Source organism: Neobacillus sp. WH10 (assembly GCF_030123405.1).
Classification (GTDB): domain Bacteria; phylum Bacillota; class Bacilli; order Bacillales; family Cytobacillaceae; genus Neobacillus.
This window is the reverse complement of record NZ_CP126110.1, coordinates 3010075-3025754: the sequence shown is the minus strand read 5'-3', so window position 1 is coordinate 3025754 and position 15680 is coordinate 3010075. Positions and strand designations below refer to the sequence as shown.

The window sequence follows — 15680 nt, the reverse complement described above, 5'->3', positions numbered from 1 at the left end:
CTGTGTCATATATCATTGCATTGATGACAATGTGTCATAATCAGATTTTACAATAAGAAGGGAAGAAAATGCCGAAAATTACATTTTATAATTTACCAGAGGATAAAAAAGAGAAGTTAATAAACGCCGTTAAGAAAGAATTTTCAAGAGTACCTTTATATGATGCATCCATTTCTAATATCGTAAGATCAGCGAGAATACCGCGCGGCAGCTTTTATCAATACTTTGAAGACAAGGAGGATGCATTTTTCTTCATATTAAATGGTATTGTTATTAATAATAATAACAACTTTACATCACTTCTAAGAAAACATAATGGTGATCTATTTGAAACTATGATTGATTTTTTCCAATATATTATCCAGGAAGAAGAAAATGTTCAATTCTTAAAAAATGCGTTTTTGAATATGACGTATAAAATAGAAAATAGCTTTGCTAATATTTTTAGAAACCGAGAAAATAACGATAATTTCAAAGAAATTTCATCGTTAATAAATACAAGTAACTTAAACATTTCAAATGATCAAGATTTGTTTCATATTATGCAAATTATTTTCACAGTAACCATACGGAATGTAGTTGAGAAATTTGCAAAAGAGCTGTCGAAACAAGAAGCATTGGGGAACTATATAATTGAAATGAATCTTTTGAAAAATGGACTTGCTAATAAAAATAACAGTTATTAGTTTTTTGAGAGTTTGGTGACTAGTGACCGTGGAGGAATATAAATGAAACAAATGAAACCGCCAAAAAAACCGCTAATATTTTACTATGCAGTGACATTGATAATCATTTTACTGTTAAATTCTTTTATTTTTCCTGCCATTTTTAATCGCTCAGTAAAAGAAGTGGATTATGGGACATTCTTAACTATGGTTGAGAAAGGGAAAGTAAAACAGGTAGAAATTGAAGATAACACCATTGTGTTTAAACCATATGATACAAGTGAGGCCAAGCTTTATAAGACAGGAACGATTGATGACCCTAAATTAGTTGACCGCTTGCATAAGGCGAATGTTAAATTTACAAAGGTTATACCGAAAGAAACATCTCCGATCGTAAGTTTTATTCTATCTTGGGTCCTTCCGCTCCTCATTTTTATTGCAATCGGTCAGTGGCTGATGAAGAAGATGCAAAATAAAATGATGGGTGGTGGAGGCGCTTTATCCTTTGGTAAAAGTAATGCAAAAGTATATGTTGAAGCTCAAACAGGAATTGTCTTTAAAGATGTAGCCGGCCAGGATGAAGCAAAAGAAGCCTTACAGGAAATTGTCGATTTTCTGCATAACCCGAAAAAATATAAAGAAATCGGTGCGAATATTCCAAAGGGTGCTTTGTTAGTAGGCCCTCCTGGAACAGGGAAAACCCTTTTGGCAAAAGCGGTAGCAGGGGAATCCAAGGTTCCATTCTTCTCAATGTCAGGTTCTGAATTTGTTGAGATGTTTGTCGGAATGGGTGCTGCAAGGGTAAGGGATTTATTTAAACAGGCACAAGAAAAAGCACCATGTATTGTATTTATTGACGAAATAGATGCCATCGGTAAAAGTCGAAATTCAGGTATGGCAGGCGGCAATGATGAAAGGGAGCAAACATTAAATCAGCTGTTAACAGAAATGGATGGATTCGATGCAGATAAAGGCGTCGTCATCCTCGCCGCAACCAATCGACCAGAAACACTTGATAAAGCACTTTTAAGACCAGGAAGATTTGATCGAAGAGTTCCGGTTGAATTACCTGACTTAGCAGGCCGTGAATCAATTTTGAGAGTACATGCTACAAAAGTGAAGTTAGCTGATGATGTTAATTTCAATGTAATCGCTAGAGCTACATCAGGGGCATCAGGGGCAGATTTGGCCAATGTAATTAATGAAGCGGCACTTAGGGCAGTAAGATTGGGACGAAACAAGGTTGTCCAAAATGATTTAGAAGAGTCTGTTGAGGTGGTCATTGCCGGCTATCAACGGAAAAATGCGGTTATTACGATGAAGGATAAATTAACGATCTCATATCATGAGATTGGACATGCATTGGTTGCAGCGAAACAAAGTCATTCAGCACCAGTCCATAAAATCACGATCATCCCTAGAACCTCCGGCGCTTTAGGCTACACGATGCAGGTAGATGAACATGAAACGATCCTGATGACAAAAGAACAAGCCTTGGATAAAATCACAACCTACATGGGGGGCCGTGCAGCAGAAGAGATTATTTTTAAAACGGTCACTTCAGGTGCCTCCAATGACATTGAACAAGCAACAAAGATTGCCAGAGCAATGGTGACACGGTTTGGGATGAGTGAGGAATTCGATATGATGGCACTGGAAACAGTCAATAATCCGTATTTAGGCGGGGATACCTCCCTGATGGTGTCTGGAGAAACGGCAGCCAAAGTGGATACTGAAATTCTTAAAATTATCAAATCATGTCATGAAAAAGCCATTCAGATTTTAGAGGAAAATAAAGATAAATTACACGAACTAACAAAGTACCTGTTAGAAAAAGAAACGATAACCGGTGAGGAATTTATGGCTATCTTATCAGGGAAACAGGTTACGAATGATATATTTGAAAAGCAGTAATTAAAAAAACAACATTAATCATGTAAAAGCTCATCTTAGTGATACATAAGATGAGCTTTTTTTGATGTTTTTTCTTTTATTAATGTCACACTTTACCAATGTTCTACGACTGATATGTAAGAAAGCAAAAAAGAGGGTGAGGAAAGGCTTGAATAAAGATAGAGAAGGGCTCGTGATGGATTGGTACGAACTGTATTATGATGATATTTATCGGTTTATCTTATATATGTTAGGTGATAAACAATGCTGTGAGGATTTAGTCCATGATACATTTCTACGTGCGTATTCAGCAGTTGATGGATTTGAAAATCGGTCGGCAGTTAAAACGTGGCTGTTTAGTATTGCAAAGTATTTGGTGATTGATGAAATTCGTAAACGGAAACGCAAAAGGCTATTTTCCACAATTAGACTTAATCAGGAAATTCCTTCTTCCTTTAATTTAGAACAGCATATTGAAAACAAGGAGTTTGTTCTTCAGCAACTGGAAAAGATACAAATGCTAAAACCCAATTATCGTTTAGTGATAACGTTAAAAAAAATTGAAGATTGTACGACAAAGGAAGTTGCAGAAATTCTCGATTGGTCCGAGTCAAAGGTTCGTAAAACCTTATCAAGAGCATTACAATCCCTTAAGAAAATGAATGAGATAGGAGGGGGAAATCATGGTGAATAAACATTTTGAAGATAAATGGGAGCTGCTTAAGCAACTTGGTTCAACAAACATTCAAAAAGACGCGATTAGAAAAAGAATTCAAGAATCAATCCATCATCGCCCCTCCAAAACTAGTTCAATGAAGTTCCATCAATGGAAAAGTATTACCGCAGTCTCGTTGCTTTTTGTTATTTTCGGAGGTTTTCTTTTCATGTTAGTGAAGGAATATCCTAAGCAAAATAATTCTTCAAATTACACGATTGATTATGAGTCTTTTAGCTGGAAGCTTGGTGGTGTAACTAGTAAAAAAACAGGTGATAGTTTAGAGCTTTACCACAAAAATGACTCGATTCCTTTTGGAACCGTTAGTGAAGTAACGGAAGCTGAAATGAACACGATTATCAACTCCAAACCGATGTTTGTTAACAAAGAACTTGAACATTTCCCATATAAGACATTCATGTATATAGAGCATGTAAAAATGCAGGACGTTGCCATTCGGTATTACTTCTTTATTCCGCTAACTAAGGAAAAATGGATTCAGTATACATTTGATTATCCAAAGATTGAGTACGGTGACATTTTTCAAGCGATGTCTTCACTCGAGTTAAAAGGAAAAAAGCCATATCATCATGACGGGGCACTTTATGTGACTCATGGCTATGGTAGGATGATTTATCCTGTAGACTTAGAGCCAATTTCCATTACTTCAAATAAAAACGAAGTGTATCGTTGGATTGGAGCATCCACAAAGGCTTATAATCAATATTTAGAAAAGATTTTGCACAGTAATGGCAATTGGCAGAAGGAATCTGGAGAGGGATTGTCAAACACTTTTGTTTCAGTAGATGGGAATGAAGTCATCACCATCAGTTTAAATGGAAATGAACTAACATATGAGTATTTTTACCCGAACCAGGATGAATAAACTGATAGAAACAAGCATTTACGGAATTTCTAATGATAAGAAGGAATGTTAAAAATATGGGTTAAGTACAATAAAATTAAAAACCCCAAAAACCGAAATCACACATGTGGATTCGGTTTTTGGTTTTCGCTAATATTATTTCATAATCATCACAGCTTTTATCTTAACGAAAAAAATTAAATAAATGGTGGATATTAAGGAAATTATTAAAAATGCAGTCATAAATTGGAGTAATTTGCCGAATCTCTGTAAGGGATTCTTTTTTTTATTATATTTTTGGGGGAGTAGGAACTGTGAGTACAACGTTTATAAAAAGAAAACAAAGATTAGAGGAATTGCGCAAGAAAAAAATGAGCGTACGTAATAAAAAGCTGGCAACAGTTGCGTTTGCTGGAGCCTTAACGGCTGTTGCGTTTATGACTACAAAAGTCGAAGCCTGTAGCAGCACCTCATATACTGTTGGGAAAAATGACACTCTATATAGCCTATCGAAAAAGTATAATATTAGTATCAAACAGCTAATGGAAGTTAATGGTTTAACTTCAGAGAAAATAAGGGCCGGACAGCAACTTTTGGTACCTGAACATTCTATAAAAAGCTCCAGTCTTTATACTGTTCAAAAAGGGGATACCCTTTATTCTCTTGCTAAAAAATCCGGTGTGAGCATGAATCAATTAAAAAAGATAAATCATTTACATACGGATAAGCTTTACATTGGTCAAAAACTGAAGCTTTCTATTGATTCACCAGCAGAAGACATAAAGCCAGTGTACAAAGTGAATCCAGGAGATACTCTATGGGGAATCGCAAATCGTTTTGGTGTAAAGGCAGAAGATCTAAAAAAAGCGAATGGACTTCGCCAAGATATGGTTCTTATTGGGCAAAAGCTCACTATTCCGGGTTCTGTAATTCATACTAAAGTAAAGGTTGTAGGTGCCGCTGACAACTTTACAGTAGAATTTCAGCATAAGAATAAACCATTAATATTAAAAGTGGCATACGGTACTGCAAATGAATACGAAAAAAAATCAGGGCAGGAAGTAACAGTAGTTCATAAGAACGGGGCCCTAATTTCAATAAATTAATTTCCTAGAAAACACGTTTGATTTATTTCAGGCGTGTTTTTTAAAATTTATCGTCTTAATATACTAGTTGGTTTTACAACAAATGAATAGGCGGCAATAATTATGAAACTATACGAAACTACTAAAAAGCCTTTAGCACAATGATCGTGTACTCAAGGCTTTTTTGTTTAACTACTTCAAAAAAAGCTTAATTTTATTAAGTCCGTTCTTCATATTTGGGTATCGAAACGGGATATCAAATAAGGTCGTTTGTTTAAGAACGCTTTTTTGATGGGAAAAAGTATCAAAGTTTCCTTTTCCATGATAGGCGCCAATCCCACTGTTTCCGACTCCGCCAAAAGGCAGGTAAGGGGAGACAAAGTGATAGACCGTGTCATTTATACAGCCTCCACCAAAAGATACGCTGTTTACAACTTCCTGTTGAACGTTGTTATTTTCCGTAAAGAGATAAAGTGAGAGCGGCTTAGGGTGACGATGAATTCCTTCAAGTACCTCTGATAGCACATCGTATTCAAGTACAGGTAGAATCGGCCCAAATATCTCATCCTGCATTATCTGATCATCCCAAGTGATATCTGTTACAACAGTTGGCTCAATCATTAAGTTTTCTTGATTTGAGTCTCCGCCCATAAAAAGTTCACCATTGTCGAGGAAGGAACACAACCGCTGAAAGTGCTTATCACTTACGATTCTCGTGAAATGCACATTATTTAATGGCTTCTCCCCATACAATTCGATCGTCGCTTTCTTGAATTCACTGAGAAATTGTTCTTTAATTTTTTTATGAAGATACAAATAATCCGGGGCAATACAGGTTTGTCCAGCATTGGTAAATTTCCCCCATGCAATACGCTTCGCTGCTAGTTTAATATTGGCATCCTCATGAACGATACAAGGACTTTTTCCACCCAATTCTAATGTAACAGGTGTTAAATTTTTAGCTGCCGCCTCCATAATAACTTTTCCAACTGGAACGCTTCCTGTAAAAAATATATAATCAAATTTTTCATTAAGCAGTGCTTGGCTTGTTTCAATGCCTCCTTGCACAACGGAAATGTACTCCTCGGGGAATAAATCACTAATGAGTTTCCCAAGTACCTCAGATGTTTTCGGTGTCAATTCTGAAGGCTTAATGACTGCACAGTTTCCTGCAGCAATGGCACCGATTAATGGAGCTATTGCTAATTGAAAAGGATAGTTCCAAGGGGCAATTATCAGAGTCACACCATATGGTTCTGAAAAAATAAAGCTTCTCGATCCAATATGGGTGATAGGTGTTTTAACTCTTTTCGGTTTCACCCATGAACGTAAATGTTTGATCGTAAATCGTAATTCTTCGAGCACAATTCCTATTTCAGTGGAATAGGAATCAAATTCAGATTTATTTAAATCCCCCTTTAAGGCAGACATCAGTTTTTTTTCGTTATTTTTAATCGCAATCCTTAATTTTTGAAGTGCTTCGAGTCGATAAGCTAAATCTTTTGTAGTGTCAGTCCGAAAAAATGATTTTTGCTTGGTAATAAGGGAATTGTAGGTTTGCATTTCATCAGCTTCCTTTTAATCTGAATCAAATTTTTCACTATTTCCGTAGATTTTTAAAGAATTCTATTCCTTTATCAGTTGGTAAAGATTAACCAGATCTTTTTTATTCAGAATTCTTGGTACAGGATAGAGAGGGTTTGCTTCCTTTATGGCACGTTCGACCATCAGTGGAATATCGCTATCGACAATCCCATTGACCTTTTTAGGAATCTCCATCTTTAAGTTAAGCTTTTTTATTTCTTCAATAAATTTAACGGCCTTTTCCTGGGTAGTATCCGCTGGTACACCAATTCCAATTAATTCTGCAAGTTCAGCTAATGGTTTGTGGACAGATTCACCGTAGTACTCCAGGACATAAGGAAGGATAATGGCGTTCGCAAGTCCATGGGGAACGGAATAAAATCCACCAAGCGTATGGGCAATCGCATGCACATAACCAACATAAGCACGTGTGAATGCCATCCCGGCCAAATAGGCTGCTTTTTGCATATTGGAACGTGCCTGTATGTTTGTTCCGTTTGAATAGGACTCATAGAGATTTTCAAAGATTAATTTTACAGCATCTAAACAGTATTTTGTTGTTTCCTTAGTGTTACTTCTGCCAATATATGCTTCAACAGCATGTGTTAACGCATCAATCCCTGTTGCTGCCGTAATATGTTTTGGAAGATTAACGATAAGCAATGGATCAAGGACAGCATAATGCGGAATAAGTGATGTATCCATTATGGCATATTTTTCATGTGTCTTGCTATTGGAAACAACTGCAGCTAACGTTGCTTCACTTCCTGTACCAGCTGTGGTAGGAATGGCAAATAGCGGAGGCATCTTTTTTAACACCTTAAATATACCCTTCATCTGGGGGATACTCTTATTTGGTTTTGCTGCCCGAGCTCCGACACCTTTAGCACAATCTATTGGAGAACCGCCCCCAAACGCCACAATTCCCTGACACTTGTTAGCGGTGTACATTTGAAAGGCTTCTTCGATATTATCGATCGTTGGATTTGGGACAGTTTTGTCGTAAATGAAATAATTGATTCCTTCTTGTCGCATGTCATTTAGGAATGACTCCATTAGTCCAATCGACATGATTCCTTGGTCTGTAACGATTAAAACGCTTTCGATTTTATTGCGTTTAATAAGTTTCGGCAGTTCTTTCAAACTATTTTCTCCCTCTAATAGATCAGGTTCACGCCAAGGCATGAAGGAGGAAGCTGTTTTCATAACTCCCTGAAAAGCTCTGCAATATACTTTATACATAACATTACCTCGCTTTCATTGAAAAATCGAATTCTTTTATTGCAATCTTCGAAGTATATAAACTATATACAGGATACCCAAAAGACCCAAAAAGAGGGGGGAATACCCCAAATAACCCAAAAACGTATATCACATATATATATTATTTATTTTAGGTATGTCAAGAGGAATATTATGAATATAATAAAAATTCCGAAAATATATCTAATGCTATGATTAAAAGACAAGAAAAATGCTTTAATTGATCAAAATAGTGGTACTCTCCATAAAAAAAGCCAACCGGATATATCGGGCTGACAAAAAAGTGATAGGGCACGAAGGTTTGAGGAGGAAAAAGGTTTACCTACTAAATTTAACTTTGTTTAATGAACGAAATTAAAATGTCTAATTCTTTTGAATTAAGCTGATTCGCATTATCAAAAAACTGTTGTACCAATGTAACCATTTCAGGACTTAATTCCTCACCTACTGACTGAATAATCATTCCTACAACAGCACCGACAAATACAGTAAGCTGCACTTTTGATTCCTGTGATGCATTCACCACATTGACAGTTAGTTCCTTAACAGGATTACCAAGGCTTTTTAGGAAAATAATTAACACGCAAAGGAAGTAAGCACAGAATTCCAGCTTAACATCGACATTTTTCATTTGCTCCAATATATTATTGATCCCATCCATCAAAGGGAGATTTTGCTGATTTTCAATTAAGTTTGTTGCCTGGTTGAGAATCATTTCCCATTCTTCCGGATTCGAAAATATTCTTCTTTCTTTTTGAAACAAATGATCCGCCATTTCTGTAGGGGAAAAGACCACAACGGAACGTCCTGTTTCGTTTTCGTTGGTAGCATAAGTTCTTTTTAAAAGTCCCTGGCTTTCCAGGGTTTTTAAAACATCGTATGCAGTCCATTTACTTACACCAATTGCTTCTGCCACTTCCGAATAATGAACAGGAAGATTGGTTGTTTGATACTGATGCCAAATCTTGTCTAAAAATTCTCTTCTCCTTTTCGTTAAGTTTATCGTAGCAGCCACCACCGATTATTGATTTTTTGTAATTGATTTTACGTAATCTTGAACCATCTCAACCGAAACGTTTTTCCTTGTCGGAATAAATCGCAGATTAATATTATTAATCATATTCGTTACTTCATTTATTTTATCTGTTGAAAACGGATTGCCTTGTTTACATAATTCAATTGCTTCATCAATATAGTTTTCACGCTGTTGATCCAGAGTCAGAAACTCTTGGTAAGTTTTATTTTGAATAGCAGCATGTTTGATTAAATCTTTATGTACACTCATGATTTCACTCCTAAATTATGGACTGTTTCAATCATACCATAATCAAAAAGGGAGGAGAGCAGTGATTTTTCATATCATTTATATAGGGATGGAAACATATGTGGGAAAAAATTTCGTACAGACATCTAGAGGAGGATTTGAATTCTTTACTCAAGGAAGCGGAGAACCTCTTTGTATTACTCATTTATATAGTGAGTTTAATGAATTAGGAAACTACTTTGCAGATGCTTTAATAAAGCATTTCAAAGTGTATTTGATAAATTTAAAAGAAGCTGGCAACTCTGACAACGTTACTTGTGACGACGAACTAAGTATAAGTGAAAGTGTCAAAGATTTAGAGGCAATTAAAGAAGCACTAAATTATGAGCAATGGAGTTTTGCTGGACATTCGTTTGGTTTTTTCAGAAGAAATCAATGAAGGATTAAGAAACTCATGATTGTATATTTTTGAAGAAAGTAATCACTTTCCTTTTTTAGAGGAGAAAAATAAATTTGATGAAATGGTTTCTAAATTTCTGAGTTTAACAATAAATTATTGAAGCTAATTAACATTAGGAAAAACAGCCGCCTTCGTTAATCCCAATAAGATTGAGAAAAAGTGTACTTAAACTATAGGGAGTAAGAGTTGAAGAACGGGGATTGCTACGTCGATCCTTTTTTTCTTGTGCTAACGGGATAGTTGAAGAAGGATTACTTCATCCAATCTAGAAATTTAATTATAACCTAATTTAGTTATTATAATAAAACCTATATTATTCGACGTACTGAAAATATGAAATATCATAAAGAATATGTAGTAATGATAAAGGAGAGTATAATGTACACAGTTGGACATGTAGCTAAATTTTTAGGTGTATCTAGAGATACCTTAAAATTTTATGAGGAAAAGGAATTAGTAAAGCCAAAGCAAAATAGTGAGAATGGGTATAGAAAATATAATCATTTTGATATATATGATATAACAACAGTAAATTTCTATAGAGAAATAGATATTGAAATAAAAAAAATACAAGAATTAAGAAAAGGTAAGAGTATAGAGGGAATACAATCATTATTAGAAGAGAAGGAAAAAGAGGTTTTAGAGAAAATAGAATATAAAAAACTACTGTTAAAAAAGCTTCAGGTCGTAAAAGAAGATTGCGAAAAAATTAAACAATTTCTAGGTGTATACGCAGTAAAAGAAATGAAGCCTTTAGAAATAAAAGGAGAAATAGAGCATTTTACTGCATATGATGAATATGACACTCTAAAAGAAAGCACAGACAGTTTAAAAAAAGCAGTGATTCTCACATCTTTAAGAAGAGTCATACGTTTCAATGAAGAAGGTATTCTTGAAGATAAATTTATCATTGTAAGAAAAGTAGAAGATTGTGATAAAGCAATAGAAGGTGAAATTCTATCTCATCCAAAATGTATTTATACAGTTGTTGAAGATGGAAGATGGTCAACGGGTGGAAAAAATACTGATCATAAAGTGGAAGCTAGTTTAAGAAAAGTAGCAAAAGAAAAAGGGTATGAACTTTTGGGGCTTGTTTATATAAATCTATTACTTACCACTTATGAAGATGGACTTGAACGTATTTTTTTAGAAATTTATGTACCTATAAAGTGAAAATTTAATCAGTGGGGGTGCTTCATCTTCCACTGGATAGAGGAACACAACTAAAACCTGCACATACTGTTATAACTGGTGGAGTCTTATTGCTCATTCATGCGGGGAAAATAATGCAGACATGTATTGACCTGTGAGTAACCCCTAGGTTTATGCTGAAGGTATTCGTTAATATGAGCGTTATGATATTGACGAAATACTTAGTTTGAAGCGGGGGATCTGTATGAGTAGAGAAAAGAAGCTAAAAAAGCCAGTAGCAAGTTTTATTCTAATAACCAATATCATTTTTTTGCCACTTTTTTGTCTTGTAGGGGCCATAAAGATATTGGGATTTCCTACATGGGTTTTTGATGTCGTGCGCTGTATATCAGCTTGGTCTTCAACCTTTGCTTTTGCAATACTATTTAAAAAAATCTATCCTGGGCAGAGTTTTATATATTTTGTTAAAAATAAATTCAAGACTAAACTTAAATTTTCTGTGATCCTTTCTGTAAGTACGATTCAAGCCTTCATATTTATGCTGATTTTGTTTCTCGTATTGAATAATAGTGAAGTAGACTCTATTTTTACTATATCTTCATGGGGAATGCTGTTCTATTACTTTTTAAAAAATCTTCTGTCAGGGCCTCTAGGTGAAGAATTAGGGTGGAGAGGTTTTGCTCAAGTTGAGCTTCAAAAGAAGCATTCACCATTAAAAGCTTCGATAATCATAGGATTTTGGTGGGGTATGTGGCATCTACCCATATGGTTTACTACAGGGTTTATGGGCATGGATTTGATCAAATATGTTCTATTCTTTATGATTTCGATCGTATCTACTACGATTATCATGGCAGCATTTTATAATTTAAATCAGAATTTAATCATCCCAATCATCATCCATCAATTCTTTAATTTTTTTATTGGCTTAATAAACGGAAACTTAATCGATTTAATCATGTATAACGCAATTTTTTATTTAGTAGTAGCAGTTTTAATCATCATTATCAATCCAAAGAAAGTATTGTATGGCAAGAAAGCTACAAACATTATTAATGGAAATCATTACATGATTCAGTGAAGCTTGTACAGCTATACACTTCAACTATCGGGAGCATTTCTTTAAGAAGGAGAAATGCTTTTTTTGTTGAATAATTCTGCAAGTAGTATTTATTAAAAAAATCTCAATATGGTAACGGGCAGCATTCCTGTAATGAAGAAATATGAGGTTTGAATATAAAAAAGCCCCTTGGTAAGATATGAGTGTCCAAAGCTTAGCGGCAAAAAGGACACAAACATAAATACCAGGAGGCTATTTAAATGAATTATAACCAAAATGAAAAGATTGCTCAAATTACTTCTCAAACATTAATTATAGGTGTTGACATTGCTAAATACAAGCATGTGGCAAGAGCCCAAGATTTTAGAGGTTTAGAAGTTTCGGCACCATTATACTTTGAAAATACAAATTCTAGCTTTAACTGTTTCATAGAGTGGATTAAAAATTTAATGGTTCAAAACAAAATGGATAAAGTGATTGTAGGAATGGAGCCGACAGGTCATTATTGGCTAAATTTAGCTCACTTCCTTAAAGAACAAAATATCAAGTTTGTAGTCGTAAATCCTATGCATGTTAAGAAAAGTAAAGAGTTAGATGATAATTCTCCAACTAAAAATGATGTAAAGGATGCTAGAGTTATTGCACAATTGGTCAAAGACGGGAGATATGCAGAACCGAACATTCCGCAAGGAGTTTATGCAGAACTCCGAGTGGCTCGAAAAATACGTGATCTCCTAGCTGTTGATCTTCAAGCAGTTCAGGGGCAAATTCATAATTGGATAGACCGCTACTTTCCAGAATTCCTTACGGTATTTAAAGCTTGGGAAGGTAAGTCGGCGATCCAATTATTAAAACTAAATTTATTGCCACATGAGCTAGTCATCCTATCGGAACAAGAAATATTAGTACATCTTCGAAAAGCTGTTAAACGTGCAGTGGGACTCAGTAAAATAAAAGAGCTAAAGCAGGTTGCCACCGAGTCTATCGGCATTCGTGAAGGTTCGGATATGGCTAAATTAGAGCTAAGCACGTTAATAGACAAATATGAGCTAATAAAGGAAAAGTTCGAAGAACTGGAATCTAACATAGATAAACTTCTTGAACAAGTTCCAGGCGTTGAACAAATGTTGGCGATTAAGGGAATAGGCAAAGATACGATTGCAGGCTTTTATGCGGAGGTAGGAGACCTAGGCAACTACACCCACCCTAGGCAGATTATCAAATTGGCTGGGCTTAGCCTGAAGGAAAATACATCTGGAAAGCACAAAGGACAAACCAAAATTACAAAAAGAGGAAGGAAGACTCTAAGAGCACTCCTTTTTCGAGTAGCAATGCCTTTAGTCGCTAAAAATACTGCTTTTAAAGCATTACACGAGTATTTTACAAAACGCCCAGATAATCCTTTGAAGAAAATGCAATCGTTAATTGCAATATGTAATAAGCTCATAAGAATTCTGTTTACCATCGGTAAAAAGAAGTGTGAATTTAGTGAAGAACGTATGTTAAGGGACATTCCTCATATGGCGGCATTACAGATAGCAGCTTAAAATTTCTTTTAGTGAAATTCATTAGGTAGTAGTTAAATTGTTTTAGACATTTGAAGCACGGATTAGTCAGTAAATCAACTAAAATACGGGCAAGGACCCTGTCGGGCAGCATGACTGACATCCACCTCATGGAAAGGTTGGACGAAGGAATTTTGGAGCATAGACTCTGTGAGATATGGGAGGGTTGACCTCCATGAGAAATGTGGAGATCCACCAGTGCAACCATACTTTAGCTGGTTATCCAACTTTTGGATAAGGTTGGTTTGGTTAACTATAAGTTTCTTTTTCACTATGCCCCCAAAATTACCCTTTATTACACTATAATTCCAATCCTCAAATAAATTTTAAAACAAACTACTACGAAATATGGAGAAAACAAGAGAAATCGTGAGATTTTCCTTTCTATATAGAGGGAGTTTAGCAGTTGAAGAAGGTATCTGAGTTTTATTAGTGGAGGGATGTACCAAAATGAAACTTTTTTTATTAGAACCTGAAGTAGCAGGGGGAATAGGAGAAAAAGCTACTTTTTCAAATAATACATATCCGAATGGAATGAAGGAAATATCTCATCTCAATTATGAGTTCCAAGGTTGGCTTGGTGATGAATTACTCGAAACAACCTCCTGTTTCATTGTTACAGAATACCTTGCAAACTCAATCCAAAGCAGTGAATTGAATGGCTATCTGTTTAATGAGATTGAGGTAACCTTTTACTTATTCGAACTAACTGACAGGATAGTTTAACAAAGGGAATCAAGGTAAAATATTACACAATTGATGCCGGGAGGTATTTTATGGAATCACTTATTATGGTTTTGTTCGTATTTTTAGTTTGTATTTTTATTGGTTCGATACTGAATATACTACTTAAGACGACGAAAAAAAGGGATTGGCTTATTACATTTTTAATAAGTTTAGGTTTATCAATAATAATAGTGCCTCTATTAAATACATTTTAACAACATCATTTTGGGTGAGATTAACAAATGCTTATTAAAGTAACGGGTAGCTTAAGTTTAACAAAGAGTCGTAGCTGCGGCTCTTTTTCTTGTTCCGCTAACGGGTGAGGTTTGTTGAAGAAGAAGGAATACCATAAACTGTTTATTAAAGGCGAATCCAAACAGGGTTAAAATAGGAGAAATGTCAAATGGGTAAAAAAGTTACTTTTTCATTTCGTACAAAATATGAAGGTCTAAGTGAGAAAGAAACATTCACTTTTGAAAAATTAGGTTTAGATGAGGAAATGGATGAAAAAGCAGTAAAAGAAAGAATAGACGAAGTTTTTCAATCTTGGGTTTGGGATAAACTTAATATTTCTTATAGTATCGTTATAAACGAGGACAAACGCACATAGTACGAACATTTTGTGCAATCAGTATCAAGATTCTTTATCAACTAAAGATTATGATCGCAAAAACATTGATCTTATGTATAAGTAGAAAATAATGGTTTTATTTAACTAACAGAGGCTTGAGCTAAAGTGTAGGGATTACTTCGGTAATCCTTTTTTCTTTGTTGAACTACAATGTAAGAACGATTTTCTTTATTTTAATAAAATAGGTGATTGTCATCGGACATTTGAACCATGCCATTATTAATCTAAGGAATATGATATTTAGCAGTACAAATAAAGGAGAAATTTTCAATCGAAAGAAACCGTCGTTAAAACACAGAAAATCGCCGTGAAAATATAGGAAACCGTCGAAAAAATGTAAATACAAATGTAAACGTGGATATAGAAAATGAAAATGATTAAAAAATCGAACCAAATCAGAGGCTGAATCGGAATTACGTAAAGTTGATAAAAACCTTAATCAGTGTAGGTATCTTCGAACCAACGATTTCGTGAGAACGATGCCCGCTGTAGAATATATCGTAAAATTGTGTCTCCAACACTACACTTATCCCTTATAACTCTCAACTATATTAACCTAGTTCTATCACTCGAGAAAACGCCACCTCAATGTAATTTTTTTCATCCAATTTTTATAAACCCAAGCAAAATTTCCGTTCTCTCATACATTGATGAATATATTTTGTTGTTATTGAGTTAAAAAGATTTGATATTTGGACAACCAATTAAATTTACGTGCGATTTATAACTGAATTGGTAATATACACTACTAT

General features: G+C 34.9%; 15 protein-coding genes. 11 read left to right on the top strand and 4 right to left on the bottom strand.

Features of this window, described 5'->3' with window-relative positions; genetic code table 11:
• Nucleotides 1–68: 68 nt before the first annotated feature.
• The 5 genes from QNH20_RS14335 to QNH20_RS14315 all read left to right on the top strand — a co-directional run bounded on the left by QNH20_RS14335 (nt 69) and on the right by QNH20_RS14315 (nt 5244).
• Nucleotides 69–686, top strand: a complete 618-nt coding sequence (locus QNH20_RS14335; RefSeq protein WP_283918680.1) for a TetR/AcrR family transcriptional regulator — start codon at nt 69–71, stop codon at nt 684–686.
• A gap of 42 nt (nt 687–728) precedes the next feature.
• A complete protein-coding gene (gene ftsH / locus QNH20_RS14330; RefSeq protein ID WP_283918679.1) occupies nt 729–2579 on the top strand; it encodes an ATP-dependent zinc metalloprotease FtsH in 1851 nt (616 codons plus the stop codon).
• A gap of 148 nt (nt 2580–2727) precedes the next feature.
• Complete coding sequence (locus QNH20_RS14325; RefSeq protein WP_283918678.1) at nt 2728–3252, top strand: RNA polymerase sigma factor; 525 nt, start codon at nt 2728–2730, stop codon at nt 3250–3252.
• Nucleotides 3242–4159 carry a hypothetical protein gene (locus QNH20_RS14320; RefSeq protein ID WP_283918677.1) on the top strand — a complete coding sequence of 306 codons (918 nt, stop codon included), beginning with the start codon at nt 3242–3244 and terminating at the stop codon, nt 4157–4159. Before QNH20_RS14325 ends, QNH20_RS14320 begins: the two co-directional genes overlap by 11 nt.
• 293 nt (nt 4160–4452) lie before the next feature.
• On the top strand, nt 4453–5244 hold the full coding sequence (locus tag QNH20_RS14315) for a LysM peptidoglycan-binding domain-containing protein (protein ID WP_283918676.1): 792 nt from the start codon (nt 4453–4455) through the stop codon (nt 5242–5244).
• A gap of 171 nt (nt 5245–5415) precedes the next feature.
• Here the strand turns inward: QNH20_RS14315 and QNH20_RS14310 are convergent, their stop codons facing one another.
• From QNH20_RS14310 to QNH20_RS14295, 4 genes are all read right to left on the bottom strand, one after another.
• A complete protein-coding gene (locus QNH20_RS14310) occupies nt 5416–6786 on the bottom strand; it encodes an aldehyde dehydrogenase (RefSeq protein ID WP_283918675.1) in 1371 nt (456 codons plus the stop codon).
• Nucleotides 6787–6849: 63 nt separating this feature from the next.
• Complete coding sequence (locus QNH20_RS14305; protein WP_283918674.1) at nt 6850–8049, bottom strand: iron-containing alcohol dehydrogenase; 1200 nt, start codon at nt 8047–8049, stop codon at nt 6850–6852.
• A gap of 352 nt (nt 8050–8401) precedes the next feature.
• Nucleotides 8402–9085 (bottom strand): MarR family winged helix-turn-helix transcriptional regulator, encoded by a 684-nt coding sequence (locus tag QNH20_RS14300; protein ID WP_283918673.1) that lies wholly within the window; start codon nt 9083–9085, stop codon nt 8402–8404.
• A gap of 6 nt (nt 9086–9091) precedes the next feature.
• Nucleotides 9092–9355, bottom strand: coding sequence for a DUF2533 family protein (locus tag QNH20_RS14295; RefSeq protein ID WP_283918672.1), 264 nt, complete (start codon nt 9353–9355; stop codon nt 9092–9094).
• 61 nt (nt 9356–9416) lie between these two features.
• On the opposite strand from QNH20_RS14295, the gene QNH20_RS14290 reads away from it, so the two are divergent.
• From QNH20_RS14290 to QNH20_RS14265, 6 genes are all read left to right on the top strand, one after another.
• Complete coding sequence (locus tag QNH20_RS14290) at nt 9417–9773, top strand: alpha/beta fold hydrolase (protein ID WP_283918671.1); 357 nt, start codon at nt 9417–9419, stop codon at nt 9771–9773.
• A gap of 399 nt (nt 9774–10172) precedes the next feature.
• Nucleotides 10173–10967, top strand: a complete 795-nt coding sequence (locus QNH20_RS14285; protein ID WP_283918670.1) for a MerR family transcriptional regulator — start codon at nt 10173–10175, stop codon at nt 10965–10967.
• A 223-nt stretch (nt 10968–11190) separates the two neighbouring features.
• On the top strand, nt 11191–12027 hold the full coding sequence (locus QNH20_RS14280; protein ID WP_283918669.1) for a CPBP family intramembrane glutamic endopeptidase: 837 nt from the start codon (nt 11191–11193) through the stop codon (nt 12025–12027).
• A 239-nt stretch (nt 12028–12266) separates the two neighbouring features.
• Nucleotides 12267–13553 (top strand): IS110 family RNA-guided transposase, encoded by a 1287-nt coding sequence (locus QNH20_RS14275; RefSeq protein WP_283918668.1) that lies wholly within the window; start codon nt 12267–12269, stop codon nt 13551–13553.
• Between the two features lie 468 nt (nt 13554–14021).
• On the top strand, nt 14022–14297 hold the full coding sequence (locus QNH20_RS14270; RefSeq protein WP_283918667.1) for a hypothetical protein: 276 nt from the start codon (nt 14022–14024) through the stop codon (nt 14295–14297).
• A gap of 403 nt (nt 14298–14700) precedes the next feature.
• Complete coding sequence (locus QNH20_RS14265; RefSeq protein ID WP_283918666.1) at nt 14701–14907, top strand: hypothetical protein; 207 nt, start codon at nt 14701–14703, stop codon at nt 14905–14907.
• Nucleotides 14908–15680 lie beyond the last annotated feature (773 nt).